This is a genomic window from Acinetobacter sp. YH12117 (assembly GCF_013418865.1).
GTDB classification, from domain to species: Bacteria; Pseudomonadota; Gammaproteobacteria; order Pseudomonadales; family Moraxellaceae; genus Acinetobacter; species Acinetobacter indicus.
In genome coordinates, this window is sequence record NZ_VPBF01000007.1 from 20,289 (window position 1) to 45,149 (window position 24,861).

The window sequence follows — 24,861 nt, forward strand, 5'->3', positions numbered from 1 at the left end:
TTATTCCTCGAAATTGCGCTGATGCAACTGATAATAAGCACCCTGCTGGTTTAACAGTTCCTGATGGGTACCCTGCTCAATAATACGCCCCTGATCCATCACCACAATACGGTCGGCATTTTCAATGGTAGATAAACGGTGTGCAATGACAATGGTGGTACGATTCTGCATCGCTGCATCAAAGGCACGTTGAATAAAGTATTCAGATTCATTGTCTAATGCACTGGTCGCCTCATCCAAAATCAGGATCGGCGCATTTTTCAAAATGGCACGGGCAATCGCGATACGCTGACGCTGACCACCGGACAGGTTTAAACCCTGCGCACCGAGTGGTGTGTCATAACCTTGTGGTAAGGCCATAATAAAATCATGCGCATACGCCGCTTTGGCCGCCGCGATGATCTCTTCATCCGACGCACCTTCCAGCTGACCATACGCAATATTTTCACGCACGGTACGGTTAAACAGCACCACCTGCTGATTGACCATGGCAATTTGGGTACGCAGGCTATTCAGTTCAATCTGATGAATATCCAGCCCATCCAGCTTGATCTGGCCTGAAGATAATTCCTGAAAACGCACCAGCAAATTAACCAGTGAGCTTTTGCCCGCCCCTGAACGTCCGACCAGTGCCACGGTTTCACCGGCTTTAACATTCAGGCTAAAGTCATGAATGGCATGATGGCCATCGGCATAGACCAGATTGGCCTGATCAAATTCAATATTGCCTTTTAAGGCTGGAGTTAAGGTACCAGTATTTTTTTCTTCCGGCATATCCAGCAGTTCAAATACTGAATGCGCCGCCGCCATACCGCGTTGCAGTTTTTCGTTGATATCGGTTAGCGCTTTAATTGGTTTGCTCAGCATCCCGGCAGCAGTAATATAAGCCACAAATTCACCAGCTGAGGTATCGCGTAAAATTTCCGGGCGCAGTGCAATCCAGATCACAATGGAAAGTGCAATCGACATGATCAGCTGTACCACCGGACTGTTGAGCTGCTGCACAGCTACCATTTTCAGGCCGCGGCGCAAGTTTTCCAGTGAGTTCTGTTTAAAGCGTTCCTGCTCGTATTGATGACCGGCAAAACCTTTCACCACCAGATTGCCGTTTACAGTTTCCTGCACCACGTGGTTCACATCACCCATGGTATCCTGCACCTGAATTGACAGCTTACGCATACGCTTGGCGGCTTTCCGGATTAACAGGCCAATCAGCGGCGCGAAAATCAGAATACAAATGGTCAAACGCCAGTTGCTATAAAACAGGTAACCAAGTAAGGCGATAGTAATTAAACCCTGTTGCAGCAAGGTACGCAAAGATTCGGTGGAAGCCGCTGTCAGCTGCTCCACGTTATACATGATTTTGGCAGTAATGTGGCCACTGGTATTGTCCAGATAATACTGCGACGGTAAGCGCAGCAATTTGGCAAATACTTCCTGGCGCACATTAAACACCAGATTACGTGAAATGACCGCGGTATAGTAGCCGCCCAGAAACAGGCCGACACCACGGAAAAACATCAGCAACACCACCAGAAAAGGAAACAGGTGGGTGAAGGTGTAGTCTTTTTCCTGAATTGCCGTAATAATTTTTTCCAGCAACTTGGCCACTGAAACTTCAGTCGCCGCATTGATGGCAAAACCCAACACAACCAGAATTGCGATTCCCCAGAAAGGTTTTAAATAACCGAGTAGACGCAGGTAGACTTTATAATCCGGATTCACTAATAGCCTCGAGTTGGTACTTTCGTACTGATGTTAATGTTGACGAAACCCAGTTGTCCCGCAACATCCATGACACGAATCACATCCTGATGAGAAGCTTTCGCGTCTGCCGCAATGATAAACATTAAATCACGTCGATCATTGGAAATTTGTTTAATTGCTGTATTTAAATCAGCAACTTCCTTGCTGGAAAGCGCCTGCCCGTTGACCGAATAATGCCCGGAGGCATCGACCACCACCTCGACTTTCTGGTCATAGGCTTTCGGTGGCACCCCTTGCGCTTCCGGCAAGGTCAGGTTCATCCGGCTAAACTGGTTAAAACTGGTAGACAGCAACAGGAACACCAGAATAAATAGCAAACAGTCAATCATTGGCGTCAGGTTAATATGAATATCTTCCACTTGCGAGCGTTTGAATTTCATAGGTCACCTTAGCCTGCTTTTTTAATGTCTTCATCAACAATCTGGGTTTGATGAAACAGCGCAGCATGAAACAATGTCGCCTGCTGTTCCAGCTCGGCCACATATTCCTGTACCAGACGCTGGAAATAACGGTAAGCAAATAAGGCCGGCACCGCAATCAGCATACCCGCTGCGGTGGTAATCAGCGCCTTGGAAATCCCCGGAATCATTAAAGTCGGGTTGCTTGAACTGATATCAATCATCAGGAAAGATTCAATAATCCCCAGAACGGTCCCCAATAAGCCGAGCAGCGGTGCTACAGCACTTAAAGTCCCGAGGAAATTAATATTTTTTTCCAGATACCCAATTTCCTGAGAGGCTGTCGCTTCCATCTGCGCACGCGCAAACTGTTCAGACTGGTGTTTATTTTGCGCACCAGCCATAAAGATTCGGCCCAAAGTACTGTGCTGTAAATTTTCCGATTGCTGCAACTGCTGTAACACGCCTTGCACCGGCTGTCCGGTTTGTAATTGCAAGGCTTTCGGCACCACACCGGCACGCTTAAGACGTAAAAAACGCTCAATACTGATGGCCAGCGTAAACACAGAGCACAACAGTAACGGCAGCATCAGCCAGCCGCCTGCTTTTACCAATTCCCACATTCGATTTTCCCCAATAAATCTACAATAAAAATTAATCAGCCAAGCAGATATTTAAAATACCATCTAGTTCTTCTAAGGAGTGATAGCTGATCACCAGCTTCCCCTTACCCTGCTTGTTATGATCAATTTTGACATTGGCACTGAAACGCTCTGACAGACGTTGTGTCAGTTGCTGAATATCCGGTGCCGGTTCTGCTTTTGGTTTTTCTGTTTTTGGTGCGCTCCAGTCACGCACCAGCTGTTCGGTCTGACGGACCGACAAACTCTTTTCAATCACCAGTTCAGCCACTTTCAGCTGATCTTTGGCTTTTAAGGTCAAAATGGCGCGCGCATGGCCCATATCCAGCAGCCCTTGCTGCATCAGGTCTTTAACTTCTTCAGTTAAAGTCAACAAACGCAACAGGTTACTGACCGTAGTTCGTGCCTTACCGACGGTGTCGGCAATTTCCTGATGGCTCAGACCAAACTCGTCATGGAAGCGCTGCAAGGCCATGGCCTGATCAATCGGATTCAGATCCTGACGCTGAATATTTTCAATTAAAGCCAGTGCAATCGCCACCTGATCGGTCAGGTCACGGACAATTGCCGGAACTTCGGTGAGTCCCGCCAGCTGTGCGGCACGCCAGCGACGTTCACCAGCAATAATTTCATACGGATGCTGTTCGTCATCAATCGGACGAATCACAATAGGTTGCATGACCCCGTGTTTTTCAATCGAGGCGGCAAGCTCCTGTAAGTCCTGTTCATGGATAAAACGGCGTGGCTGATATTCACCCCGTTTTAATAAATGCACATCAATCTGTTTTAGCTGACCATGATCCAAAGACTGGGCTTCAAGTTGTAATTTTTCTTTCTGGATCGACCCAAGTAAGGCATCCAAACCACGACCTTTGGCGAGTCCGCGTTTTTTTGTGGTCATGCTTTACTTCCTTTTTTCACTTTGCTTTTCTTTAACATTTCAGCTGCCAGATTCAGGTAAGCAACTGCACCCTTTGAACTTTTCTCAAAATAAATTACAGGCAAACCATGCGCCGGTGCTTCGGCCAGACGCACATTACGTGGAATCACGGTGTCATACAGTTTTTTGCCAAAATACTGCTGCAGCTCTTCAGACACATCACGGGTTAATGCATTACGCGCATCGTACATGGTCCGCAGCACGCCAATAATTTCCAGCTCTGGGTTCAACGCCTGCTGAATCCGGTCGATGGTCTGGGTTAAATCGGCCAGACCTTCCAGCGCATAGTATTCACATTGCATTGGAATCATCACGCCCTGTACCGCAGCCAGCGCATTCACGGTAATTAAGCTTAAGCTTGGCGCACAATCGACAATAATGTAGTCAAAACTTTTTTCAATTTCGCCCAGTGCATCACGCAGAATAAACTCGCGCCCTTCCTGCTCGGCAATAGCCAGTTCCACACCGGACAAATCACGGTTTGCACCTAAAACCTTATAACCCACTTCCGATTTGGTAATGGCCGTTTCAATTGGCACTTCGCCCAGCAACACATCGGTAATGGAATATAGAAGGTCGTTTTTTTGGATACCAGAACCCATCGTGGCATTTCCCTGTGAATCCATATCCACAAGTAAAACGCGCTTTTTCAAAACAGCTAACGATGCTGCCAAATTTACTGCGGTTGTAGTTTTACCGACACCACCTTTCTGGTTCGCAATCGCAATAATTTGTGCCATGGTAACCCCAATCCTTAGAATGAATTAAATATGTTTTAATAAAAGTAGATGACGCTGTTCGTCCAGACGTGGAACTTTTAGCTCGATAATTTCACAGCTGAACTCATCTTTCAATGCTTCAACCTCATCGGCCGGAATCAGACCTTTCATGGAAGCAATAATACTCTGTCCATGCATAAACGGTTTTGATGCCGCCACAAAATCGGTCAGAGATGCAAAGGCACGGCTGGTGATGACATCAAACTGGCCTAACTCACGGATACTGTCTTCATTTTCGACTCGGGTTTGGACCGCCACCACGTTTTGCAGTTTCAGATCGGCAATAAACTGCTTCAAGAAACGGATTTTTTTGCCATTCGAGTCCAGCAACACGCACTGACGTTCCGGCTGACATAAGGCAATGATCATGCCCGGCATACCGCCACCGGTACCAATGTCCAGCAAACGGCCGGCAGGTAAATCGTTGAGAATACTCAGGCTGTCGAGCAAATGCTTGACCAGCATTTCTTTCGGATCACGAATTGCGGTCAAGTTATACGCTTTGTTCCATAGCACCAAAGCATCTTGATATTGGAGTAATAAATTTAAAGTCTCATCGCTGAGCTCTAAACCCAAGGCCTGACTACCCTGCTTGAGTTCCTGAAAAAACGTATGCATAAACAATGAACGTCTCGAAAAAGTTAGCTGAAAGTATACCGATTTATCTGCCAAGTCACAGCAGCGAGTGCTTAGTGAATATGCACTTAAGCGTACACACCTTGCTGAATTTGTTGATCCAGTGCATTTAATCGCTCAGGAGTGCCAACATCTACCCAGACACCCTGCAATTTGCTGGCGGCAATTTTTTCATCCTGCATGGCCTGTTTCAATAACGGTGCCAGTGGACGCTTGCCACCTTCCAGGCCCTGGAACATCTGCGGATCAATCACGGCAATACCGCTATAGGTCAGATTTTCACCCGATTTACCCTGATCAAAGGTATAGGCTTTTTGTTCCGATAAGGTGAAATCGCCTTGCGGATGCTGTGCCGGATTCTCTACCAGCACCAGATGCGCCAGCTGACTCTCTAGCTGTACCGACAATAATGGCGCAAAATCCATGGTGGTCCAGACATCGCCATTGACCAGAATAAAGGGCTCATTGCCGAGCAGCGGCAGCGCGTTAATAATCCCGCCTGCGGTTTCCAGACCTTCGCCTTCATGCGACCAGAGAATATTAACGTCAAACTGGCTACCATCCCCCAAAGCCTGAGCCAGTTTTTCACCCAGCCAGGCGGTATTGATCACAATTTCGGTTACGCCAATGCGCTGCAGTTTTTCGATATGCCAAACAATCAGCGGCTTACCGCCCACTTCCAGCAAGGGTTTAGGCGTATGCAAGGTTAAAGGACGCATCCGGTTACCTAAACCGGCAGCAAGAATCATGGCTTTCATCAGGCAGCTACCTCATAACGGCCATATTTGGCTTCAAATGCCGGCATAACTTTTTCACGAATAAACTGCATAAAAGGCTGCAATTCGGCATAAGGCTGCGATTCTTCCAGTAGATACCACATCACGCGCGGCAAATCTTTTAAGTAACCCGATTTGCCATCACGCTCGAACAGGCGCACAAAAATACCCAGAATCTTGATATGACGCTGAATCGCCATCAGGTCGGCGTCTTTCTTGAACTGCTCAAAATCACGCTCCTGCTTGGCGCTTTCTGGCAACAAATCATAAAAGGTTTTAAACCAGCGATAGACACGATCTGCATTCCACTGCACATAGGCATCGCGGGTAATTGAAATCAGATCATAGGTATCGGCGCCAATTACCGCATCCTGAAAATCAATCACCCCAAGTTCGGTTTCACCTGCAATTTTCATCAGGTTCCGGCTGTGAAAATCACGATGTACAATCACTTGTGGCTGGGCCAAAGCCGCATTGGCCAGAATAGCAAAGGTACGCTTGATTAACGCGCTCTCTTCTGCGGTTGGCTGAATCTGTAATGAGGGCAACATCCAGTCGGTGAGCAGCTCCATTTCACTGATCAGTTTTTCATAGGAATAGTCCGGGAAATGGCCTTCGCCAGCAATGGACTGCAATTGGATCAGCTGCTTAAAGCTTTGTGCATAGTAGTCATCGACAGTCTGTTCATTTAACAGGGTCGAGAGCAATACATCACCAAAATCTTCCAGTAGCAAAAAGCCCTGCTGCAGATCTTTGGCGATGATATGCGGCACGCGTACACCATGCGCATCAAAAAATTCATCAATCGTCACAAAAGGACCACAATCTTCTTTTTCTGGTGGTGCATCCATCAGCATAAATGTTTTATTATTCAATTTGATTCGTGCATAACGACGGAAGCTTGCATCGCCTGCTAAAAAATGAGTTTCAAATTGATCTGAACCGAGTACAGATGTAATCCATGTTTGTATCAATTGTTCACGTTGTGTATTCATTTGCAATAAATTCTAATACAGGCTGAGTTTTTAAAGTGCTAAGTGTAGCTACTTCTGCGCTTTTTCTCTATGATGCGACAATAATTAATTGCGATTAAGCACTCTTGGTTAATGAGACAAATGAAGCATCAGTTTAAATTTAATCCTTTAGCGACTGCGATCTTGACCCTGTTATGTGGACACGCGATGAGCAGTCATGCAGAGACCACAGAGCCCGCTTCATCCATCACCAATCAACAACTCAAACAGAGCATTCAGGATGCTTATCCGGGCCAGTCGTTTTTTGAACAGTATTATGTCGATAAAACCGCGCCGGAAGCCCAGCAGCGTTTTGGACAAGAGCTGAGTTCAGCCTATTGTCAAGGCGCCTGGGTCACGCCAATTAGCCCGGACACCGTGGCCGTTGCTGCTGAAGAAGCCACCTCGACCGTTACCGCTGATTATGGTCACTATAATCCTAATGGGGATTCGGTTTTAGAAGGCAATGTGGTAATTGACCAGCAAGGCCGCCAGATTCGTGCCGATAAAATTACCATTGACCAGACCCAGACCTATGCCAGTGCCGAAGGCCGGGTACAAATGGCGCAAGCCGGTTTACTGGCGCAAAGCGACCAGATCAATTACAACCTGAAAACCCAGCAAGGCGATTTACACAACAGCTTCTATATTGCAGAAGAACAGCACGCACATGGCATGGCGGAAAAGATTGCCCGCACTTCAACCAATACCTTGGTATTGAACAATGCCACCTATAGCACCTGCCCGCCTGAACAGGCACCGACTTGGAAAATTCAGGCCGATGAAATCAAGCTAAATCAGGAAACCGGTCGCGGTGAAACCCGTAGCACCAAGCTGTATGTAAAAGATGTACCGGTGCTGGCGGTGCCATATTTTAACTTTCCGATTGATGACCGTCGTACTACCGGTATTTTGACCCCAAGCTTTGGCTTTACCAATGATGGTGGGGTTGAACTGGCGGTACCGGTCTACCTGAACCTGGCTCCAAACTATGATGCCACCGTGACACCACGCTATATTGGTGACCGCGGCCCGATGCTGGAAGGTGAATTCCGCTATCTGACCGAGAATTTTGGTCAGGGTCAGATCTGGGGCGGCTACCTGGCCTCTGACAATAAATACAATGATGAAGATCGTAAGGATTTTCACTTTCTGCATAACTGGCAGATTAACGAGCAGTTCAATACCAATCTGGAATATAACTACGCTTCAGATAAAGACTATTTTGCTGACTTAAACAACAACCCGAACTCCAGAACCGACCTGAACTTACGCCGCGCCTGGGAACTAAATTATCGCAATGGCATTCCGGGTTTAAGAGCGCAGCTAAAAGTTGAAGATTTCCAGACGCTGGACCCAACTATTCCAGATGAAGACCGTCCGTATGCGCGTTTACCACAGTTCTTATTGAACTATAAAACCGGGAATCCTCAAGGTTTCCAGCTTGAATTCAATCACGATACTGCTTATTTCAAAAAAGATATCAACCATCTTGAAGGTCATACCAATGATCTAAATACGTATGAGCCAAGCGGTACCCGTATCTATAACGATTTTAAAGTACGTTATAATTACCGCAACCCGTGGTCTTTTGTAATTCCAGAAGTGTCACTTCGCAACGTCAATACTTTCTTTGATAAAGACACCATCGCGTTTTATGACAATAACAGCGGTACTCTGACCAATAGCTCAAGTGAAAATAAATCGGTAACAGTACCGCAGTTTACCCTGGACGCCGGCCTGACCTTTGAAAAAGAAGGCCGCTTCCTGCAAACCATTACCCCGCGTGCCTTCTATGCCTATGCACCGTATCAGAATCAGGATGGCCATCCAAACTTTGATTCAGCCACCGCTTCCATTAACTATGACCAGCTGTTTAGTCCGTACCGTTTCTATGGTCATGACCGCCTGGAAGACAACAACTTCCTGTCACTCGGTTTAAGCTACAGCCTGTTTGATGAAGTAGGTTTAGAGCGGATTCGTGCCAGCCTGGGTCAAAGCTTCTTCTTTGAAGATCGCCGTGTGACCTTGGAAAATACTGCAGACAGCTTTGATACCGAAAGCCGCACCGGCCCGGTAGTGAGTCTGGCCAGCCAGTTAACCGAAAACCTGAATATTGGTGCCAATGCCGCCTGGATGTCAAACGGTGACAATGCCCAGCGCGATCTGCACCTGTTCTATACCGGTGAACAAGGCAATTTATACAATGTCGGCTATATTAACCGTCGTCATATTCCAAACCGTCAGGATCATTATGATCAGGTGGTGGCCTCGTTCATTCAACCGGTCTACAACAACTGGCGTATTCTGGGTCATGCCCAATACGATTTGGACAATAGCGTCGCCCGTGAATATTTACTCGGTGTGAACTATGAATCCTGCTGCTGGGGCATCTCGGTCTACGGCCGCTCTTATTATAATGATCTGGATGATGTCTCCGATCACAACGTCAAGCCGAAACGCGCCATCATGGCCGAATTAAACCTGAAAGGCCTCGGCAGTTTCAACAATAAACTTGCATCTTTACTTGAAAACCGTATTTTAGGGTTTAATAGAACTAATCAAACTTGGACACAACGTTAATGAAGACACCACAGTTAAAACAATTTTTTAAAGCCACTGCCTTAGCTTTATGTATTTCTTCAGCTGCACCTGCTTTTGCACAAACTGTAGATCAGGTCGTGGCCGTGGTGGATAACAGTGTCATCCTACAAAGTGATTTAGCGCAAACCGCTGCCGAAATGCAGCAACAATTACAGGCACAAAACAAAACCGTGCCACCGGCCCAATATTTACAACAACAAGCCTTAGAACAACTGATCGTGCGTCAGGCACAGCTGGAACAGGTCAAACGTTACAACATCAAACCTGATGAAAAAGCATTAAATGAAGCGGTGATGCGTGTGGCCCAGCAAAATGGCAGCAAAAGTCTGGAAGATTTCCAGCAGAAAGTCGACCGTATTGCACCGGGGACCTATGCCTCTTTACGCAACCGTATTGCTGAAGATTTGGCAATTAACCGTCTGCGTCAGCAAGTCGTGATGTCGCGAATTAAAATTAGCGATCAGGATGTCGATAACTTCCTGAAAACCCCGCAAGGTCAGGCCGCTTTAGGCAGTCAGGCGCATGTGTTGCATGTGCGCGTATCCGGTGAAAATGCACAGGCCACCGCGGAACAGGTTAAAACTGCACTGAATAACAGCAATGACCTCAATGCCATTAACAAGCAGTTCAGCACAGCTGCCACCAAAGTTGAATCGGCTGATATGGGTTTCCGCAGCCTTTCTGAAATTCCGGCTGAACTGGCTGCACGTGTAAGTGCACTTGACGTCGGTCAGACCACTGAGCTGATTGCAGTCAATGATGGTATTCATGTGCTGAAACTGGTCGATCGTAAAGCCGGTGAACAGCGCGCGCTGGTCCCACAATATCAAACCCGTCATATTCTGATTCAGCCAACAGAAGTGGTGAGCCCAGAAAATGCCAAGCACATGATTGACAGTTTGCATAACCGCCTCAAAGCCGGTGAAGATTTTGCAGTGTTGGCCGGTACTTTCTCAACCGATACTGGCTCTGCCCGTGATGGCGGTAGCTTGGGCTGGGTTAGCCCAGGGGTGATGGTGCCTGAATTTGAACAGCAAATGAAAAGCACCCCGGTAGGTGAAATCAGCCAGCCGTTTCAAACCCAGTTTGGCTGGCATATTCTACAGGTGACAGATACACGTCAGCAGGATATGACCCGCGAATATCAGGAACGTATGGCACGCCAGATTTTAGGTGAACGTCAGTTTGATACCGAACTGGACAGCTGGTTACGTGAAATTCGCAGCAATGCCTTTGTCGATATTAAAGATCCAAACCTGGACCGTAAAAACAACTAGGTCTTAAAAATGAAAAACCAGTGCCTGCACTGGTTTTTTTAATTCTGGCTTTTCATCTTGCCATCAATAGCAATAAAAAAACCGCTGAATTCAGCGGTTTTTTTATAAGAGAACTTAAGCCCTTAATATTGATTAACGGTTGTTGTCATCTTCTTGAGAATCTTCAAATTTAGAGTCGTTGTCAAAACCAGCAGCTTGACTACCGAAGCCAGCGCCTTGACCGCCAAAGCCGCCTTGACCACCGAAGCCAGCACCTTGACCACCGAAACCACCTTGACCGCCGAAGCCGCCTTGACCACCGAAGCCACCTTGACCACCGAAGCCGCCGCCTTGACCACCGAAGCCGCCTTGACCGCCAAAGCCACCACCTTGACCGCCGCCGAAGCCACCGCCTTGACCACCGAAGCCACCAGCGCCTTGAGCACCAGCAGGTGCACCAGCAGGACGTGGATTACGTGCAGGTACAACTGTAGAAATCGCGTGTTTGTAAACCATTTGGCTTACTGTATTTTTTAATAGCACCACATACTGGTCAAAAGATTCGATATGACCCTGTAATTTAATACCGTTTACAAGGAAAATAGAAACTGGAATACGTTCTTTACGGAGAGAATTCAAGAACGGATCTTGTAAAGTTTGACCTTTAGACATGTTATAACTCCAAAAATAATTAAAAATCAGCGCAAAAACTATCTTTATTTTTCAATTAAAATTTATAAAAAAGACAGTTCATAAATTTTGCTTTATCCGTAACAGTTTCGCAAGTCTTCTTGAGCCTGCTTTATCGTAAAATATGTTTGAATTTTATGCGACTCCTGCAACGATCTGAGCCAAGTATATTGACGTTTTGCAAGTTGTCGTGTTGCAAATAGGGCCTTATCCTCCATTTCGTGCTTTTTATTGAGACTTTTATCACTTTTCTTTAGAAATTCTAAAACTTGTCGGTATCCAACAGAGCGCATAGAGGGTAAATTTTCATCCAAATCGTATTTTTCAATAAGTTTTTCTACTTCATTCAAAAAACCCATTGACCACATTATTTCTAATCGTTTTTCTATACGTTGATGTAATTCTACCCGATCTGGCAGCAAGGCGTGATTATGAAAAGTGTAACGATATGGTACATTTTTGGGTTGTTCTGCTTGTAGTTTGGTAATGGGCTGGCCGGTTAACTTGAACACTTCCAAGGCCCGGATAATCCGCTGCTTATCGCTGACTTTAAATTTCTGTCCGGCTAAAGCATCTACTGCGCACAATTCGGCATACACGGCTTCCCAGCCCTCACGTGCTGCCTTATCTTCAATTTCAGCACGCACCGCATAATCTGCACTTGGCAAATTACTGGACAACCCTTCCAGCAAGGCCTTGAAATACAGCATAGTTCCGCCCACCAGAATCGGGGTTTTGCCACGCGCATGCATATCATCAATTAAAGCACAGGCATCTTCTACAAACTGCGCAGCAGAATACACCTCTAAAGGGGTAATAATATCAATCAGATGATGCGGATAACGCGCCTGCTCGGCTTTGCTTGGTTTGGCGGTGCCAATATCCATATCCTGATACACCAAAGCGGAATCGACTGAAATCAGCTCAAAATGCCCCAGTTCATAGAGTTCACACGCCAAAGCAGTTTTACCGCTTGCAGTAGGTCCCATTAAATTGATGACCGGCAATTGATTTGACATGTACCACTACTCTCCTCGAGCAAAAAGTTTATCTAATTGAGCCAATGGAAAGGCACGCCAGGTCGGGCGGCCATGATTACATTGGCTGGCAAATTCGGTTTGTTCCATCTGGCGCAGCAAGGCGTTCATTTCAGACAGGCTGAGCATACGATGCGCACGCACGGCACCATGACAGGCCATGCCGGCCAGAATCTGATCACGTTTTTGTAGCAGCGCTTGTGCTTCATCGGCCGGGTCCAGATCATTCAACAATTCAGGAATCAGCGCATCAAAATTGGCCTTATGCAAAATCGCCGGCACCCCACGCACAATCACCTGCTCATCACCATATTGATCCAGATCCAGCCCTAAACGTGCCAGCTGCGGTTTTAGCTCTTCAATCCGCATCGCCTGCATCCGGCTAATGCTAATCACTTTAGGAATTAGCAGCTGCTGTGAGGTCCAGAATTCCGGCTTATCCCAAGCCGATTTCATTTGCTGTAATAAAATCCGCTCATGCGCCGCGTGCATATCGACAATAATCAAGCCTTCGGTATTTTGCGCCAGAATATAAATTCCGTGTAACTGGGCAATGGCAATCCCAAGCGGATGTTCATCTACCGGAGCTGGCTGCGTATCACCTGCGGCCGACTGTGGGCTGGACAATGCAGATTCATCCAGCTCACGTAACGGTGCCAGATAGCTTTTTAGCGCATTGTTCAGCTGCTGTGAGCCGGTATAGCCATTGCTATAACCGGTATTCTGACCACTGGCCATTTTCTGGCCTTGTGGCAATGCATAATCCACACTTTGCGGGCGGGCATCGCTAAAATCTGTCAGTAATTCTGGTGCCGCCTGATTAGATCCTGGCACGATGGCTTCGGCTGCTTTATGCAGCTGGAACTGTTCCTGATAACGTGGCTGCGCCGCAAACACCGGCTCCGAGGTTTCAGTTTTCATGGCCGTGGCCAAGTCGGCACTGGCGGTTTGGAACTGTGCCAGGGTTTCTTTGCCATAATGACGCACAAACTCATGCACTTCACGCTGGTTTAAAAAGCGGATTTCATGCTTGGTTGGATGCACATTGACATCAATATTTTCAGGTTCAACTTCCAGAAACAGCAAATACGCCGCATGCTGATGACCATGCAAAATACCATCATAGGCCATGCGCAGCGCATGTGAGATGGTCTTGTCTTTAACAATCCGGCCATTTACATAGACATATTGTAAATCGGCCTGTGCCCGCGCATCGGAAGGATGGCCCAACCAGCCCGACAGACGCATGCTGATACTATCGGCATCAATCCAGTAAGCATTTTCGGTAAACTGTCGTCCCAGCAATTGCTGTACACGCTGAAAACGCAGCTCGCCGCTGTCAGCAACCGGCAGGTTCAGCTTGATGCTGTTATTATGTTCCAGCACAAAACGGATATCAAAATGCGTCAGTGCCAGACGGCGCACAATTTCTTCAATATGGCCAAATTCGGTACCCGGCTTTTTTAAAAATTTACGGCGTGCCGGCACATTAAAAAACAGATCCTGCACCCGAATATGGGTTCCTTTCGACGCAGCCACCGGCACAATCTCCTGATGATCAAAAGCCGTGCCATTCACTTCAACCTGATAGCCCACCCCTTCATCTGTCTGGCTGCTGATCAGGCTTAAACGCGATACTGCGGCAATGGACGCCAGCGCTTCACCGCGAAAACCGAGGCTGACAATGGCATGCAAGTCATCGGCAGTTTGAATTTTACTGGTGGCATGACGCATCACTGCCAAGGGCAGATCTTCAGGATGAATGCCGCGCCCATTGTCAATAATTTCAATCAGGGTACTGCCGCCCTGTTCCACCCGGATAATCAGTTCGGTCGCACCGGCATCAATCGCATTTTCTAATAATTCTTTGACCACAGAAGCCGGACGCTCAATAACTTCTCCGGCGGCAATCTGGTTGGCCAGTGCCGGATCAAGCGCGCGGATACGACGTGTACTTAAATCAGCCGACATGGGTAAAATTCTGCTCCAGAGCGTGTTGCAAAGCGGCAGAAGACGAGTTGAGAGTTGCGGTGCGGCTCAGTTCATCTTCAGACTTTAGAATATTAATAATCAGGTCCGGTGCTGGAATTTCATCCCCACCTTTTGATGGCCATTCAAATAAAAATAAGGCGTTTGCTGTATCCAGATAATCGCGGATGCCCATCAGCTCCAGTTCATACGGGTCATTCAGGCGATACAGGTCAAAGTGGAAAATATCCTGACCATTGACCTGATACGGCTCCACCAGGGTATAGGTGGGACTTTTTACCGATCCCTGATGACCTAAGCTTTGTAACAGATAACGGGTCAGCGTGGTTTTCCCTGCGCCCAAATCCCCAATCAGATAAATCACCCCACGCGGGAAATGCGCCGCCAAAACCTGAGCCAGATTTTGGGTCTCTTGTTCATTGTTCAGGTTCAGACAAAATGAATACTGCATAATACTCGCGACATGATTCAAAACAGCAATTATGATAGCATCGCAGCCGTTTAAAAGCCTATTCGACTGCGTCAGAATCTGTATTTTTTCACAGCATTTGTTACCTAATTTGAGATGTGCACCCGTTCATGAGCTCCACTGCCGATTTTATTCCCCCGATGATTAATGGCGTTAGCGCCAGCAAAGTTTACTTGCAGCCATCATCGGCACGTACAGTGTATGCCTACCTGTGCCAGCAGTTTCCGCATATTTCTGCAGCTGAATGGCTGTCGCGCTTTCAGGATGGGCTGGTCTATGATGCGCACGGTCAGCGTCTACACATCGACAGTCCTTTTCAGGCGCATACGCACTGTTTTTACTATCGTTTTTTGGCCCATGAAGTAACGGTGCCGTTTCAGCATCAGATTTTATTTGAAAATGAAGATTTGCTGGTGGTAGATAAACCACATTTTCTGACCATGAGCCCAACCGGACAATATGTGCAGCAAACCTTACTGGTGCGTTTGAAACAGCAAACTGGCAATGAACAGCTGACCCCGATTCACCGTTTAGACCGGGAAACTGCCGGCGTGGTGCTATTTTCCAAACAGCCGGCCAGTCGTGGTCTTTATCAGCAAATGTTTGCCGAACGTCAGGTCCGCAAGACCTATCATGCGATTGCACCTTTTCGTGCCGATTTAAGTTTTCCTTGCACCACCCGTTACCGCATGGAAAAAGGTCAGCCGTTTTATACCATGCAGGTGGTGGATGGAGTACCCAACAGCGAAACCGATATTGAGCTGTTAGCGCATAACGGTCATTTGGCAAAGTATTTGCTTAAACCTGTCACCGGTAAGCAGCATCAATTGCGGGTGCATTTAAATCAGCTTGGAATTGCTATTTTAAACGATCCATTTTATCCGCAGGTGCAGCATAAAACGGAAGATGATTTTTCTGCGCCTTTACAGCTTCTGGCCAAAGATATTTGCTTTCAGGACCCAATCAGCAAAGCAGCAATGGCGTTTAGCTCCCAATTTGACCTGACACTGTAATCTAATTGTCATTACATTTATTTCAATTTTTCCTGTGTATGAATATTGAAATTACAAATGGTTAGATTAAAATGTGTCTACACAGTTAAGTGCACTTAAATTAATTAAAATCATGAGAAAAACTGAAGTTTATCAAATTCGCCTGGATTCTCAGGAAAAGAAACAGGCTTTTGCCGTGTTTAAACAGTTAGGGATTACACCGGCACAAGCGGTTCGTCTGTTCTTTAAACAGGTCGTTCTGACCAAATCTATTCCTTTTTCTATCGAAAATCAGAACATTAATCTGGAGCAGCTGATCAAGTTAAGAAAGCTCAAGCAGGAACAGCAAAATACTCAGGCCACACCAACACCTGCGCCCGTCAGCACCGACACTTCCCCACTGGACGATGAAGATCTGGACCTGTTTGCCGAATTAAATGCCCTGCTGGGTGAAACTGACAAAAGTTAACAGTGTTGTATTTATAAACAATATTTTAATTTAATCTGCTGAAAACTTGGTTATGCTGCATAGACAACAATAAGATATGCAGGGAGTCATGGATGATTGTCAGACGCGCAACCATAGCAGATCTCGAGCAGCTGGCCGTATTATTTGATGAATATCGTCAATTTTATGGTGCATCTTCTAACCTGAAGCTTTCACACCAGTTTTTACAACAGCGTTTTGAAAATCATGAAAGCGTGATTTTTATTCATGTGAAAGATGAGGTGATTACCGGTTTTATCCTGCTGTATTTAGGCTTTTCTTCGGTGGCCTGTACCACCTATTATATTCTGGATGATGTCTATGTGACGCCGGTCTATCGTCGTCAAGGCTCGGCCAAACAGCTGATTGATACCGCAATTCATTTTGCCCGTCATAACAATGCACTACGGATTAGTCTGCAAACCCAGAACAACAACTATCAATCGCATCAACTGTATGAACAGATGGGCTTTATTAAAGACAATGAGTTTCAGACCTACCACTGTTTCTTAAAATAGCCCAATCTATTAAATCCGGTTTAATCCTGCATCCGGGTACGCGCCTGCTGTACCTGGGCGTCATCTAAATAGATCCACTGCCCCAACTCGAGTTCTGGCAGGTTTAAAGCGCCAATTTGCTGACGATGCAGCTTTTCCACCTTATTGCCAACTGCTGCTAGCATCCGCTTTACCTGATGATAGACACCCTGATGAATGGTCATTTCCAGCTCGTGCTCGGCCAGACGGCAAATATCGGTGGCAGCAAAAATGCCGCTTTCATTGCGCAGTTCGACTCCATCTGCCAGTTGCTGGATTTGCGCATCTGTGACCGGATCTGCGGTGTACATGCGATAGACTTTGGCCACATGCTTTTTCGGATGGGTCAGCGCCTGTAAAAACTGGCCATCATCAGTTAGCAATAACAAACCGGTGGTGTCCTGATCTAAACGTCCCACACATTGCAGGCCACGATTCAGCAAAATATCGTCAAACAGATCAAACACACTAAAATGATGGGTGGCCTGATGTGAACACTCATAACCTTGCGGTTTGTTTAACGCGATATAGACCTTCTCCCGATAGGTATAGTCCTGCCCATAGACCGAAAATTTTAAACCCTGCAACTGCAGTTTCTGTTTGGGTTGGGTGATGACTTCACCCTCAATGGCAATCGCACCATTTTGAATCAGCTGCTGGCAGTGTTTGCGTGAACCAAAGCCTTGCGATTGCAACATTTTTTCTAAAGTCATCGAATTACCTGTGGAGTGAAAGCTGTATCAATATGGAAGATGGCGTATTTTATACTGAAACCGCGCTGGAGTTGGAATCTATCAGCAGGCCCCGCTGAAAAAGGCTACAATAATGGCCTCTTTTTCTCCCATGCCACCGTGTTCAGCCTGTATGTCACACCTCGATTTAAACCTGATTGTTCTGCTTATTTTATTGGCCTGCGGTATTTTTAGTCACAATACTGCCGTCACCATTGCCGCCGCGGTGTTAATCGTGTTTCGCATCACACCACTGGAAGTATATTTTCCGCTCTTGCAACAGCATGGTTTAAATATTGGCATTATCATTTTGACCATTGGCGTACTAACGCCCATTGCCAGCGGTAAAATCCCCGGTGATGAAATCCTGAAATCATTTATGCACTGGAAATCCATACTCGCGATTGGCATAGGCCTGTTTGTGGCCTGGCTCGGTGCACGTGGGGTACAGCTGATGAGCCATCAACCGAATATTGTCGCTGGCCTGCTGATTGGTACGGTTGCCGGTGTGGCCTTGCTGCGCGGTGTGCCGGTCGGACCATTAATTGCCGCCGGCATTTTATCGTTATTGATTGGTTCTAAATAGCCGCTTCATACAGACACGGCTTTAAAGAGATACGGATACACGATTAGGCACGTACATCGGCCTGAAACAGCTTTTGGCATAATAGCCAGCCCATTGCCGAGAACGCAGCCATCACAATACCGACCCAGAACCAGTCTCCGGTGGCAGAAACAATCGCAGCAATTGCTGGTGGCAACAGAAACTGCGATGTCGCTGAGCACTGTAAAATCATGCCAATGGTCGCACTAATGGCCACCGGACTAGGCGCAAAACGCAAGGCTTGAGCAAAGACCACCGCGGCGACCAGACCACCAAATAACGAAAAGCTAAACACGCAGGCAAACTGCAGTAAAAATGGTAACTGGGCCTGAAAGATATAGAAACTTAAGGCACACAGCATCAAGATGATAAAACCGGTTTGGACTAAAGTTTTAGGCAACAAACCGCGCTGCAACATGATGCCGCAGGCAAAGGTCCCGACTGCATTGGCAATCGCCACCGACGCAGTTAATGCACCTGCCAGCGTCAAGGAAATCTCGTTTTGCTGATAGATGGTTGGCAAGAAACCGACCAGACTAAACCATTGTCCGGCATAGGTGCCGAACATCAATGCCAGCATCCACGCTGGTGGATGTTTGAGCGTGGTTTTGATCAGCTGATACACTTCAATTTTCTGGGTTGATTGTTGCGGTTTCGGCACTCGGGTGGCGACCAGCGCAAACAGGCTTAAGGTCAGTAGTGTTAGCATCAGCCATACCCCTTGCCAGCCCATCATGGTGATTAGCCACGGCGTCAGTAATAAGGAAATCCCCATGCCGCCGCCCATATAGGCACTCCACAAGCCCATTTTGGCGGAAATTTCTTCTGCCGGCACCAGCTGGCGAATATAGGCCGGACCACTTAAGGTCACCAGTAAAAAGCCAAATCCTTCCACTACCCGCAGCAGCAGCAAACTGCTGACGCTTTGGCTAAACCCACCGAGCAAACTGGCTGCGCTTAGTAAGCCCAGTCCAAGCAAGACACAGCGTTTCAGTCCAATTTTTTCAACATAACTGCCCAAGGTCAGTGCAAACAGCATACCAGCCCCTTGCACCAGCGACAGCAACAAACCAGCTTTTACCAGCCCGATCCCCAGTTCCTGCTGTAATACCGGCACCGCTGGCGGTAATTTACCGACATGCATCGCCGCGACAAAACCTGCACAAATAATCCAAATATCCCTGCTGAACCATTGTACTTTGGACATACCCTTACTCACTTCAATCTTGTGACTTGAGCTTATCAAGTTCAGTAACTGCCATTTATTGAAAAAACATCTCAGCTTATGTTTTTCCTGAGTAAATAGCGTAGCTGGCTGATGCTTCAGCGACCTGAAGCATCACCATTATTTACTCAAAAATTATGCTATTTGTGCGGATGTTATTGTGCATAGTAATGACTACGCTTTTGCGAAAATTTTTCCAGCTGTTTCAGGAAGCCTTCAAAATAGCTTTTTTCTTTTTCTTCACTGCGATAACCGGCATACAGCGTACGGCGTAACCCTTCTGCCGAAACACAATGCAGACGGCGTGAAGTGACCCAACCTTTTTGTTCATATTCATTTACCACCCAGTCCGGTAAGGCCGCCACCCCCCGACCGCTGGCCACCAGCTGGATTAACATCTGGGTTAAATCTGTGGTGCGAATGGCTTTCGGATAGATATTGGCCGGAATAAACAGCTTGGCCATAATATCCAGGCGGTGTTTATCCACCGGATAGGTAATTAAGGTTTCTTCGGCCAGGTCCTGCACCGAAATGTCCGCAACACGTACCAGTGGATGGGTATTGGACAGTACCAGACGCGACTCATATTCAAAAATTGGGAAATATTCGATGCCTTTTAAGGCAATCGGGTCAGCAGTAATCAGCAGATCAAATTCGGCATGTTGTAATAATTCATGCGGATTGGCTTCAAAACCGGAAGCAAAGTCCAAATCGACATCGGGATATTGCTGACGGTACTGATTTAACAGCGGCATCAGCCAGTCAAAACAGCTATGACATTCCGAAGAAAAAATAATCCGGCCGGTTTGCCCATGCACAATCCGGGTAATATCGGTTTGGGCAATCTGGATCTGCGGCAAAATGTCATCTGCCAGTTTCAGTAAACGCTGCCCCACATTGGAAAACGTCACCGGACGCGAGCGACGATTAACCACTTCCACCCCATACCAGTGATCCAGCTCTTTCAACTGATGGGAAATGGCAGATGGAGTCAGACATAAATCATTGGCCGCGGCCACCAGTGAACCATGTTCGCGTAAGGCCAATAAGGTTTTTAAATGACGAATTTCAAGCATGGGAAATGAAGTATCTCAAAATCAGGAGATGCACTGCGCGGAACACAATGTCGCCTTAAAAAATAAAAATATGAATTAAATTCATCTTAGCATAAATTCCATGAGTTGGTTTCATTATTCTAAATAAGGCAGCTTTTAAGAGATGGCGCTGTTTTTAAGCAAGATGAAGATGAGTTAAAATACGTCTAAATACCGAATAAGCATAAAAAAGAGCATCTTTAAGATGCTCTTTGATGATGGAAAGATGAAAAGTTTATTCTACATATAACAAAGCCAGACGCACCTGATCATAGCCCATGCGCGGGCTGGTCAGCTCGACAATCGGGCGCAGCTTGATCGTGCCATCATCATTAAAATGATCACTTTGCTGACGTTTTTGCAGGCGTTTATAAATTTTGCGGATTTGCTCCACCACTTCCTCACCCGGATGCGCCACCGAAATATCTAGTCCCTGTTCCTTATGCAAACGCGCCAGATGGTTAATAATCGTCGCTGGAGTCAGGCCGCGTTCATGGGCAATATCATCAATCTCATAACCTTCCTCAAACAAGGCCCGGGTTTCATCCAGCGTTGCCGAGGCATAATTCTGCTTGCCGCCACTGCGTGCGATTTTCCGTTCATTGCGTTCAATTTCAACCTCATTCAAGGTACCGCCACAATGCCGAATAAAGGCTTTATGCTGTGCGGTCAGGTCAATCTCGGCAAAATTCTGTTCTGCTTCCTCTGACAGTTCCTGAAAACGGCGATCAGCTTTAATTGCCAGACTGTCCAGCTCCAGCGCCTGCTCGTTAAAGCCCAATAAACGCAGACCATCTAAGGTTTTTAAACGTGACAGTGCCACATAGCCCTGACCTTTTTCAAAGGTATGGCTCAGGTTAATTTCTGCCGCTTCCAAGGTCATGCCTTGTGATTTATGAATGGTAATTGCCCAGGCCAGACGCAATGGAATTTGCTGGAAACTGGCAATAGTTTTACCCGCTTCATTATCAATCGACCAGGTTTCCGGTTCGACCAGCAGCACCGTGCCATCGGTTAATTTGACTTTCGGCAGGCAGCCATATTCATCATCTTCTTCAAAGCCAATCACCTCGCCCAGACTGCCGTTGATATAGCCCATATCAAAGTTGTTTTTAACAAACATCACTTTGGCATGTTTTTTCAGGGTCAAGGTTTCAGGCGCACGCACCGAAGATTTTAAGGTTTCAATCAGTTTGTCATTCCCATCACAGCTGGCATCGAACTGGCGACTTTCAGCATCAATTTCATTTAAATGCTTAAAGTTGATGGTATCGACATCCATATTGTGGGTATACAAACGGGTAAAGGTCTCGCCAATATCCTGCTGACGGGTATTTTGCAGCGCCTGCAGATGCTGCGGGCCAATATCCTGACGACGAATCGCATTGAGAATATCATTTAAAAAGTCATTGCCCTGACGATGCTGCTCGGTCAAATAGCAGACCCGGAATTTAGCCTCGACCCAGGCCTCTGACATAAAGCAGAATTTATCACGATTACGTTCATCATTTCTGCCCACTGGCGGTAACTGGAAGAAATCACCGGCGACAATCACCTGAATACCACCAAAGGCTTCATCGCTTTCCTTAAAATATTTCAGCACCTGATTGACCAGATTCAACTGCTTGGCATGCAGCATCGAAATTTCGTCAATAATCAAGACCTGCGCATTTTCCAGATGTTCTTTCAGGTATTTGCGCTCTTTCATATTTTTCAGGTCGGCATCAGACAAGACATCTTTAATACCAATGCCGGCCCAGGTGTGAATGGTCATACCATTCATATGTGTGGCGGCAATTCCGGTCGAGGCCGTAATCGCCACCGGCACTTTACGTGCTTTTAAATAGTTGATGTACTGATTGAGCGTATAGGTTTTCCCTGCACCGGCCGAGCCTGTTAAAAATACATTTTCGCCCGCTTTTAAGAGTTTGAGTGCAGTTTCCTGTTTCATAAGACCTATACCGTAGATGAACGGCTATAGCCTACCCATTTTTCAGCAAAAAGTTAAGGCAAAAACCACATCTGGCGACATCACTTGTCATAAAGTTCCGGCAGATGGGTCCGGTTTTAAGCGGCTGTTCAGCCATTGAATAAACTGTTCCGCAATATTGACCAGCAACTGCTCCGCTTTATGATTGTTCGGATATTCCAGCTGATCAAAGCGCAGCTGTCCATCGAGCAGATGACAACCCAGCGTTAAGGACTGGCGATAACACGGCGATGACATATGAAAAGCCACATATTCGCCTTCAATAATTTTCTGGCTATAACTCACTGCCAGACAATGATGAAAACTGCGCGACTCCTGAATAATCCGGTCCAGACTGTTCAGTTCCTCAAAGCACCAGCCCAGATACTGGGTTCTGCCTTGTAGCGATACGGGCGGCCAGTGGCGGACGTTTAACTGTTTTTTCAGCTTAGCCAGAATTTCGGCTTTATGCACCTCATGATGCCAGCGCACCGCACGCTGAAAAATACTGCTCCAGCTGACATTTTTCGGGGTGTAATTTTTTTCATTAAAATAATCGACCAGATAATCGCGCACATAGGCATCAAATACCGATTCACGCACCGGCCCGGCCTTTAAATAAAACAGCTGCCGGAATTGCTCCAGCGTCAACTGATGACGGCGTAAACAGTGCATAAAGTCACGCGATTGCTGACTCTCCGGATGAATAAACTGCATTAATTCAGCCGGCAGTTCTGCCGTGACCTTATGCAGATGCAGCATATAGGCCTGCATCACCCGGCTTAAACGTGCATAAACCTGTTTCACCTGCAGTTCATCCTGTGCCGAGACAATCGCCAGCAAATTCATCCATTCATCTAAATACAAAATAGACGGGCTGATGCTAATGCGCGGGTCTTCCAGCGACTGGCGCTGGCCTTTTTGCACCACCCGGGAATTATGCTGATGTTCAAACCATTGATGTTGCAGCGCGAAATGATCACAGCTCTGAATAAACAGCCGCGCCGAGGCATATTGGAAATACTGCAAGGTGGCCAGAATAATCCGTGGATGAATCTGGCTGCAATCGACAAAACTTAGCGCCACCACCGCGACACGGACACTGGAATGATGAATATTGTCACTGAGCCAGTCCAGCACCAGTTTCGATTGCCGAAACAGCCAGTTGACTGCGCGTGGATAATCAAACAATGGCAAGCGCGCAACTTTGGTCTGCCAGATGCGGGTATTTTTTTCCAGAAAATGCCGTTTGGCCAGAATATTATCTTCGGCCCAGACCGCGCGGTTCATAATCCGGACAAAGCCTAATAAATGACTCTGCTCTACCGCGTGTCTATACAACAGCCGAATATCGTCCTGATGATCGATTAAATCCTGTAAATTAAATCGCTCTGGAAATGAGATACTTAAAATACGATACATGGCTTTAGGCAGAAATTCTGCTGCACTAAAACAAAAATCATCATAACTTTGCATCAGTGCTTGCACTGGCAAAAAGGTTTCACCCTCTACAAATTCCAAAGCGCATAGTGTCGATAAAGCAGTTAAAACATCTTCAGGAATTGGCTGCCCTTGCTGCACAAATTTGGTCAATACTGGTTGATACTGATCGTCTACCTGCATTAATGCCTGATCTAAAATTTGTGCCTGCATAGCATCTAAATGCAACAACAATTGCTTAACCCGTGCTGCACCATCTACCCAAAGATAAACTTGCTGCAGAATCAATTGCCGCAATTGCTGCGCCTGCTTACGCAAAAATAAGGAATGCTGCGGTTTTAAATCCCCTGTCAAAAAATGCAGATCATGTAAGAAAAAATCTTCAAACGCTTCTTGCTGTTGCCCCGCAAATTCAAAGTGGGTTTCTATTAAATGTGTATGCGATTTTGGCGGATAAAATTCAAGACTAAACAGACCATTCAGCAATTCGACCCGATGCTGTAAAGGATCAATCCGAAACAAATTTTGTGCTGTAAAATGTCCGACCAAATCCATTTGATCTTGATAGATTTCTGCGGCCACACTGGAAATACGAACCAATTGCTGTGCAACGGCATGCAACTGGCTATGCTGGCGACTTGGCTGCATATACACTCCTCATGCTTAAGTGCGGTCTATCTAAGTGTCATCTTATTTTTATTTGATTGCACCGACTAGACCCATCACGTGATACATCCCTATTTTTTGTTTTTTATTTCACATCTGCAAAAAGTGGACAATTCTTCAAT

General features: G+C 46.6%; 23 protein-coding genes. 6 read left to right on the plus strand and 17 right to left on the minus strand.

What is annotated here, in order from left to right; translation table 11 throughout:
- The 8 genes from msbA to FTU55_RS04220 all read right to left on the minus strand — a co-directional run bounded on the left by msbA (window position 1) and on the right by FTU55_RS04220 (window position 6,932).
- A complete protein-coding gene (gene msbA, locus FTU55_RS04185; RefSeq protein ID WP_180046260.1) occupies window positions 1-1,725 on the minus strand; it encodes a lipid A export permease/ATP-binding protein MsbA in 1,725 nt (574 codons plus the stop codon).
- Window positions 1,725-2,147 carry a biopolymer transporter ExbD gene (locus FTU55_RS04190; RefSeq protein WP_005177483.1) on the minus strand — a complete coding sequence of 141 codons (423 nt, stop codon included), beginning with the start codon at window positions 2,145-2,147 and terminating at the stop codon, window positions 1,725-1,727. Before FTU55_RS04190 ends, msbA begins: the two co-directional genes overlap by 1 nt.
- Window positions 2,148-2,155: 8 nt before the next feature.
- Complete coding sequence (locus FTU55_RS04195) at window positions 2,156-2,788, minus strand: MotA/TolQ/ExbB proton channel family protein (RefSeq protein WP_005177480.1); 633 nt, start codon at window positions 2,786-2,788, stop codon at window positions 2,156-2,158.
- 31 nt (window positions 2,789-2,819) lie between these two features.
- Window positions 2,820-3,707 carry a ParB/RepB/Spo0J family partition protein gene (locus FTU55_RS04200; RefSeq protein ID WP_180046262.1) on the minus strand — a complete coding sequence of 296 codons (888 nt, stop codon included), beginning with the start codon at window positions 3,705-3,707 and terminating at the stop codon, window positions 2,820-2,822.
- Window positions 3,704-4,486: a ParA family protein gene (locus tag FTU55_RS04205; RefSeq protein WP_005177476.1), complete on the minus strand. Its 783-nt coding sequence runs from the start codon at window positions 4,484-4,486 to the stop codon at window positions 3,704-3,706. The genes FTU55_RS04200 and FTU55_RS04205 overlap by 4 nt, the downstream gene beginning before the upstream one ends.
- Before the next feature lie 24 nt (window positions 4,487-4,510).
- The gene (gene rsmG, locus FTU55_RS04210) at window positions 4,511-5,143 is read right to left on the minus strand and encodes a 16S rRNA (guanine(527)-N(7))-methyltransferase RsmG (protein WP_016658229.1); all 633 of its coding nucleotides are present in this window, start codon (window positions 5,141-5,143) and stop codon (window positions 4,511-4,513) included.
- A gap of 86 nt (window positions 5,144-5,229) precedes the next feature.
- A complete protein-coding gene (murU, locus tag FTU55_RS04215; protein ID WP_168381355.1) occupies window positions 5,230-5,919 on the minus strand; it encodes an N-acetylmuramate alpha-1-phosphate uridylyltransferase MurU in 690 nt (229 codons plus the stop codon).
- Window positions 5,919-6,932 (minus strand): aminoglycoside phosphotransferase family protein, encoded by a 1,014-nt coding sequence (locus FTU55_RS04220; RefSeq protein ID WP_005177470.1) that lies wholly within the window; start codon window positions 6,930-6,932, stop codon window positions 5,919-5,921. Before FTU55_RS04220 ends, murU begins: the two co-directional genes overlap by 1 nt.
- A gap of 120 nt (window positions 6,933-7,052) precedes the next feature.
- Between FTU55_RS04220 and FTU55_RS04225 the strand changes: the two genes are divergently transcribed.
- Window positions 7,053-9,533: an LPS-assembly protein LptD gene (locus FTU55_RS04225; protein ID WP_180046264.1), complete on the plus strand. Its 2,481-nt coding sequence runs from the start codon at window positions 7,053-7,055 to the stop codon at window positions 9,531-9,533.
- The gene (locus FTU55_RS04230) at window positions 9,533-10,831 is read left to right on the plus strand and encodes a peptidylprolyl isomerase (RefSeq protein ID WP_180046266.1); all 1,299 of its coding nucleotides are present in this window, start codon (window positions 9,533-9,535) and stop codon (window positions 10,829-10,831) included. The genes FTU55_RS04225 and FTU55_RS04230 overlap by 1 nt, the downstream gene beginning before the upstream one ends.
- 132 nt (window positions 10,832-10,963) lie before the next feature.
- Here the strand turns inward: FTU55_RS04230 and hfq are convergent, their stop codons facing one another.
- The 4 genes from hfq to tsaE form a co-directional block, all read right to left on the minus strand.
- On the minus strand, window positions 10,964-11,482 hold the full coding sequence (hfq, locus tag FTU55_RS04235; RefSeq protein ID WP_180046268.1) for an RNA chaperone Hfq: 519 nt from the start codon (window positions 11,480-11,482) through the stop codon (window positions 10,964-10,966).
- Window positions 11,483-11,574: 92 nt separating this feature from the next.
- Window positions 11,575-12,519, minus strand: a complete 945-nt coding sequence (miaA, locus tag FTU55_RS04240) for a tRNA (adenosine(37)-N6)-dimethylallyltransferase MiaA (RefSeq protein ID WP_163145865.1) — start codon at window positions 12,517-12,519, stop codon at window positions 11,575-11,577.
- A 6-nt stretch (window positions 12,520-12,525) separates the two neighbouring features.
- Window positions 12,526-14,508 carry a DNA mismatch repair endonuclease MutL gene (gene mutL / locus FTU55_RS04245; RefSeq protein ID WP_180046270.1) on the minus strand — a complete coding sequence of 661 codons (1,983 nt, stop codon included), beginning with the start codon at window positions 14,506-14,508 and terminating at the stop codon, window positions 12,526-12,528.
- Window positions 14,498-14,977, minus strand: a complete 480-nt coding sequence (gene tsaE, locus FTU55_RS04250) for a tRNA (adenosine(37)-N6)-threonylcarbamoyltransferase complex ATPase subunit type 1 TsaE (RefSeq protein ID WP_075166770.1) — start codon at window positions 14,975-14,977, stop codon at window positions 14,498-14,500. The genes mutL and tsaE overlap by 11 nt, the downstream gene beginning before the upstream one ends.
- A gap of 128 nt (window positions 14,978-15,105) precedes the next feature.
- Between tsaE and FTU55_RS04255 the strand changes: the two genes are divergently transcribed.
- The 3 genes from FTU55_RS04255 (at window position 15,106) to FTU55_RS04265 (ending at window position 16,992) form a co-directional block, all read left to right on the plus strand.
- Entirely contained in the window at window positions 15,106-16,008 is a 903-nt protein-coding gene (locus FTU55_RS04255; RefSeq protein WP_180046272.1) for an RluA family pseudouridine synthase, read from the plus strand.
- Window positions 16,009-16,120: 112 nt separating this feature from the next.
- A complete protein-coding gene (locus FTU55_RS04260; protein WP_005177448.1) occupies window positions 16,121-16,456 on the plus strand; it encodes a type II toxin-antitoxin system RelB/DinJ family antitoxin in 336 nt (111 codons plus the stop codon).
- A 92-nt stretch (window positions 16,457-16,548) separates the two neighbouring features.
- A complete protein-coding gene (locus tag FTU55_RS04265) occupies window positions 16,549-16,992 on the plus strand; it encodes a GNAT family N-acetyltransferase (protein WP_163145868.1) in 444 nt (147 codons plus the stop codon).
- Window positions 16,993-17,012: 20 nt separating this feature from the next.
- Here the strand turns inward: FTU55_RS04265 and FTU55_RS04270 are convergent, their stop codons facing one another.
- A complete protein-coding gene (locus FTU55_RS04270) occupies window positions 17,013-17,723 on the minus strand; it encodes a pseudouridine synthase (RefSeq protein WP_005177444.1) in 711 nt (236 codons plus the stop codon).
- A 151-nt stretch (window positions 17,724-17,874) separates the two neighbouring features.
- On the opposite strand from FTU55_RS04270, the gene FTU55_RS04275 reads away from it, so the two are divergent.
- Window positions 17,875-18,327, plus strand: coding sequence for a DUF441 domain-containing protein (locus tag FTU55_RS04275; protein ID WP_034597660.1), 453 nt, complete (start codon window positions 17,875-17,877; stop codon window positions 18,325-18,327).
- A 43-nt stretch (window positions 18,328-18,370) separates the two neighbouring features.
- Here the strand turns inward: FTU55_RS04275 and FTU55_RS04280 are convergent, their stop codons facing one another.
- From FTU55_RS04280 to FTU55_RS04295, 4 genes are all read right to left on the minus strand, one after another.
- A complete protein-coding gene (locus FTU55_RS04280) occupies window positions 18,371-19,552 on the minus strand; it encodes a CynX/NimT family MFS transporter (protein WP_257222799.1) in 1,182 nt (393 codons plus the stop codon).
- 173 nt (window positions 19,553-19,725) lie between these two features.
- On the minus strand, window positions 19,726-20,646 hold the full coding sequence (locus tag FTU55_RS04285; RefSeq protein WP_104470102.1) for a LysR family transcriptional regulator: 921 nt from the start codon (window positions 20,644-20,646) through the stop codon (window positions 19,726-19,728).
- Window positions 20,647-20,899: 253 nt separating this feature from the next.
- Complete coding sequence (locus FTU55_RS04290) at window positions 20,900-22,615, minus strand: AAA family ATPase (protein WP_127801731.1); 1,716 nt, start codon at window positions 22,613-22,615, stop codon at window positions 20,900-20,902.
- Window positions 22,616-22,702: 87 nt separating this feature from the next.
- Window positions 22,703-24,721 carry a hypothetical protein gene (locus tag FTU55_RS04295; protein ID WP_180046274.1) on the minus strand — a complete coding sequence of 673 codons (2,019 nt, stop codon included), beginning with the start codon at window positions 24,719-24,721 and terminating at the stop codon, window positions 22,703-22,705.
- Between the last annotated feature and the right edge of the window lie 140 nt (window positions 24,722-24,861).

What these genes read in the sequence shown, in the direction of transcription:
- tsaE (WP_075166770.1), bottom strand. Translation starts at nt 14,977, where the DNA reads ATGCAGTATTCATTTTGTCTGAACCTGAACAATGAACAAGAGACCCAA.
- FTU55_RS04270 (WP_005177444.1), bottom strand. Translation starts at nt 17,723, where the DNA reads ATGACTTTAGAAAAAATGTTGCAATCGCAAGGCTTTGGTTCACGCAAA.
- FTU55_RS04290 (WP_127801731.1), bottom strand. Translation starts at nt 22,615, where the DNA reads ATGAAACAGGAAACTGCACTCAAACTCTTAAAAGCGGGCGAAAATGTA.
- FTU55_RS04285 (WP_104470102.1), bottom strand. Translation starts at nt 20,646, where the DNA reads ATGCTTGAAATTCGTCATTTAAAAACCTTATTGGCCTTACGCGAACAT.
- FTU55_RS04225 (WP_180046264.1), top strand. Translation starts at nt 7,053, where the DNA reads ATGAAGCATCAGTTTAAATTTAATCCTTTAGCGACTGCGATCTTGACC.
- hfq (WP_180046268.1), bottom strand. Translation starts at nt 11,482, where the DNA reads ATGTCTAAAGGTCAAACTTTACAAGATCCGTTCTTGAATTCTCTCCGT.
- FTU55_RS04200 (WP_180046262.1), bottom strand. Translation starts at nt 3,707, where the DNA reads ATGACCACAAAAAAACGCGGACTCGCCAAAGGTCGTGGTTTGGATGCC.
- murU (WP_168381355.1), bottom strand. Translation starts at nt 5,919, where the DNA reads ATGAAAGCCATGATTCTTGCTGCCGGTTTAGGTAACCGGATGCGTCCT.
- FTU55_RS04230 (WP_180046266.1), top strand. Translation starts at nt 9,533, where the DNA reads ATGAAGACACCACAGTTAAAACAATTTTTTAAAGCCACTGCCTTAGCT.
- rsmG (WP_016658229.1), bottom strand. Translation starts at nt 5,143, where the DNA reads ATGCATACGTTTTTTCAGGAACTCAAGCAGGGTAGTCAGGCCTTGGGT.
- FTU55_RS04260 (WP_005177448.1), top strand. Translation starts at nt 16,121, where the DNA reads ATGAGAAAAACTGAAGTTTATCAAATTCGCCTGGATTCTCAGGAAAAG.
- FTU55_RS04195 (WP_005177480.1), bottom strand. Translation starts at nt 2,788, where the DNA reads ATGTGGGAATTGGTAAAAGCAGGCGGCTGGCTGATGCTGCCGTTACTG.
- miaA (WP_163145865.1), bottom strand. Translation starts at nt 12,519, where the DNA reads ATGTCAAATCAATTGCCGGTCATCAATTTAATGGGACCTACTGCAAGC.
- FTU55_RS04190 (WP_005177483.1), bottom strand. Translation starts at nt 2,147, where the DNA reads ATGAAATTCAAACGCTCGCAAGTGGAAGATATTCATATTAACCTGACG.
- FTU55_RS04255 (WP_180046272.1), top strand. Translation starts at nt 15,106, where the DNA reads ATGAGCTCCACTGCCGATTTTATTCCCCCGATGATTAATGGCGTTAGC.
- FTU55_RS04280 (WP_257222799.1), bottom strand. Translation starts at nt 19,552, where the DNA reads ATGTCCAAAGTACAATGGTTCAGCAGGGATATTTGGATTATTTGTGCA.
- FTU55_RS04220 (WP_005177470.1), bottom strand. Translation starts at nt 6,932, where the DNA reads ATGAATACACAACGTGAACAATTGATACAAACATGGATTACATCTGTA.
- FTU55_RS04295 (WP_180046274.1), bottom strand. Translation starts at nt 24,721, where the DNA reads ATGCAGCCAAGTCGCCAGCATAGCCAGTTGCATGCCGTTGCACAGCAA.
- mutL (WP_180046270.1), bottom strand. Translation starts at nt 14,508, where the DNA reads ATGTCGGCTGATTTAAGTACACGTCGTATCCGCGCGCTTGATCCGGCA.
- FTU55_RS04275 (WP_034597660.1), top strand. Translation starts at nt 17,875, where the DNA reads ATGTCACACCTCGATTTAAACCTGATTGTTCTGCTTATTTTATTGGCC.
- FTU55_RS04265 (WP_163145868.1), top strand. Translation starts at nt 16,549, where the DNA reads ATGATTGTCAGACGCGCAACCATAGCAGATCTCGAGCAGCTGGCCGTA.
- FTU55_RS04205 (WP_005177476.1), bottom strand. Translation starts at nt 4,486, where the DNA reads ATGGCACAAATTATTGCGATTGCGAACCAGAAAGGTGGTGTCGGTAAA.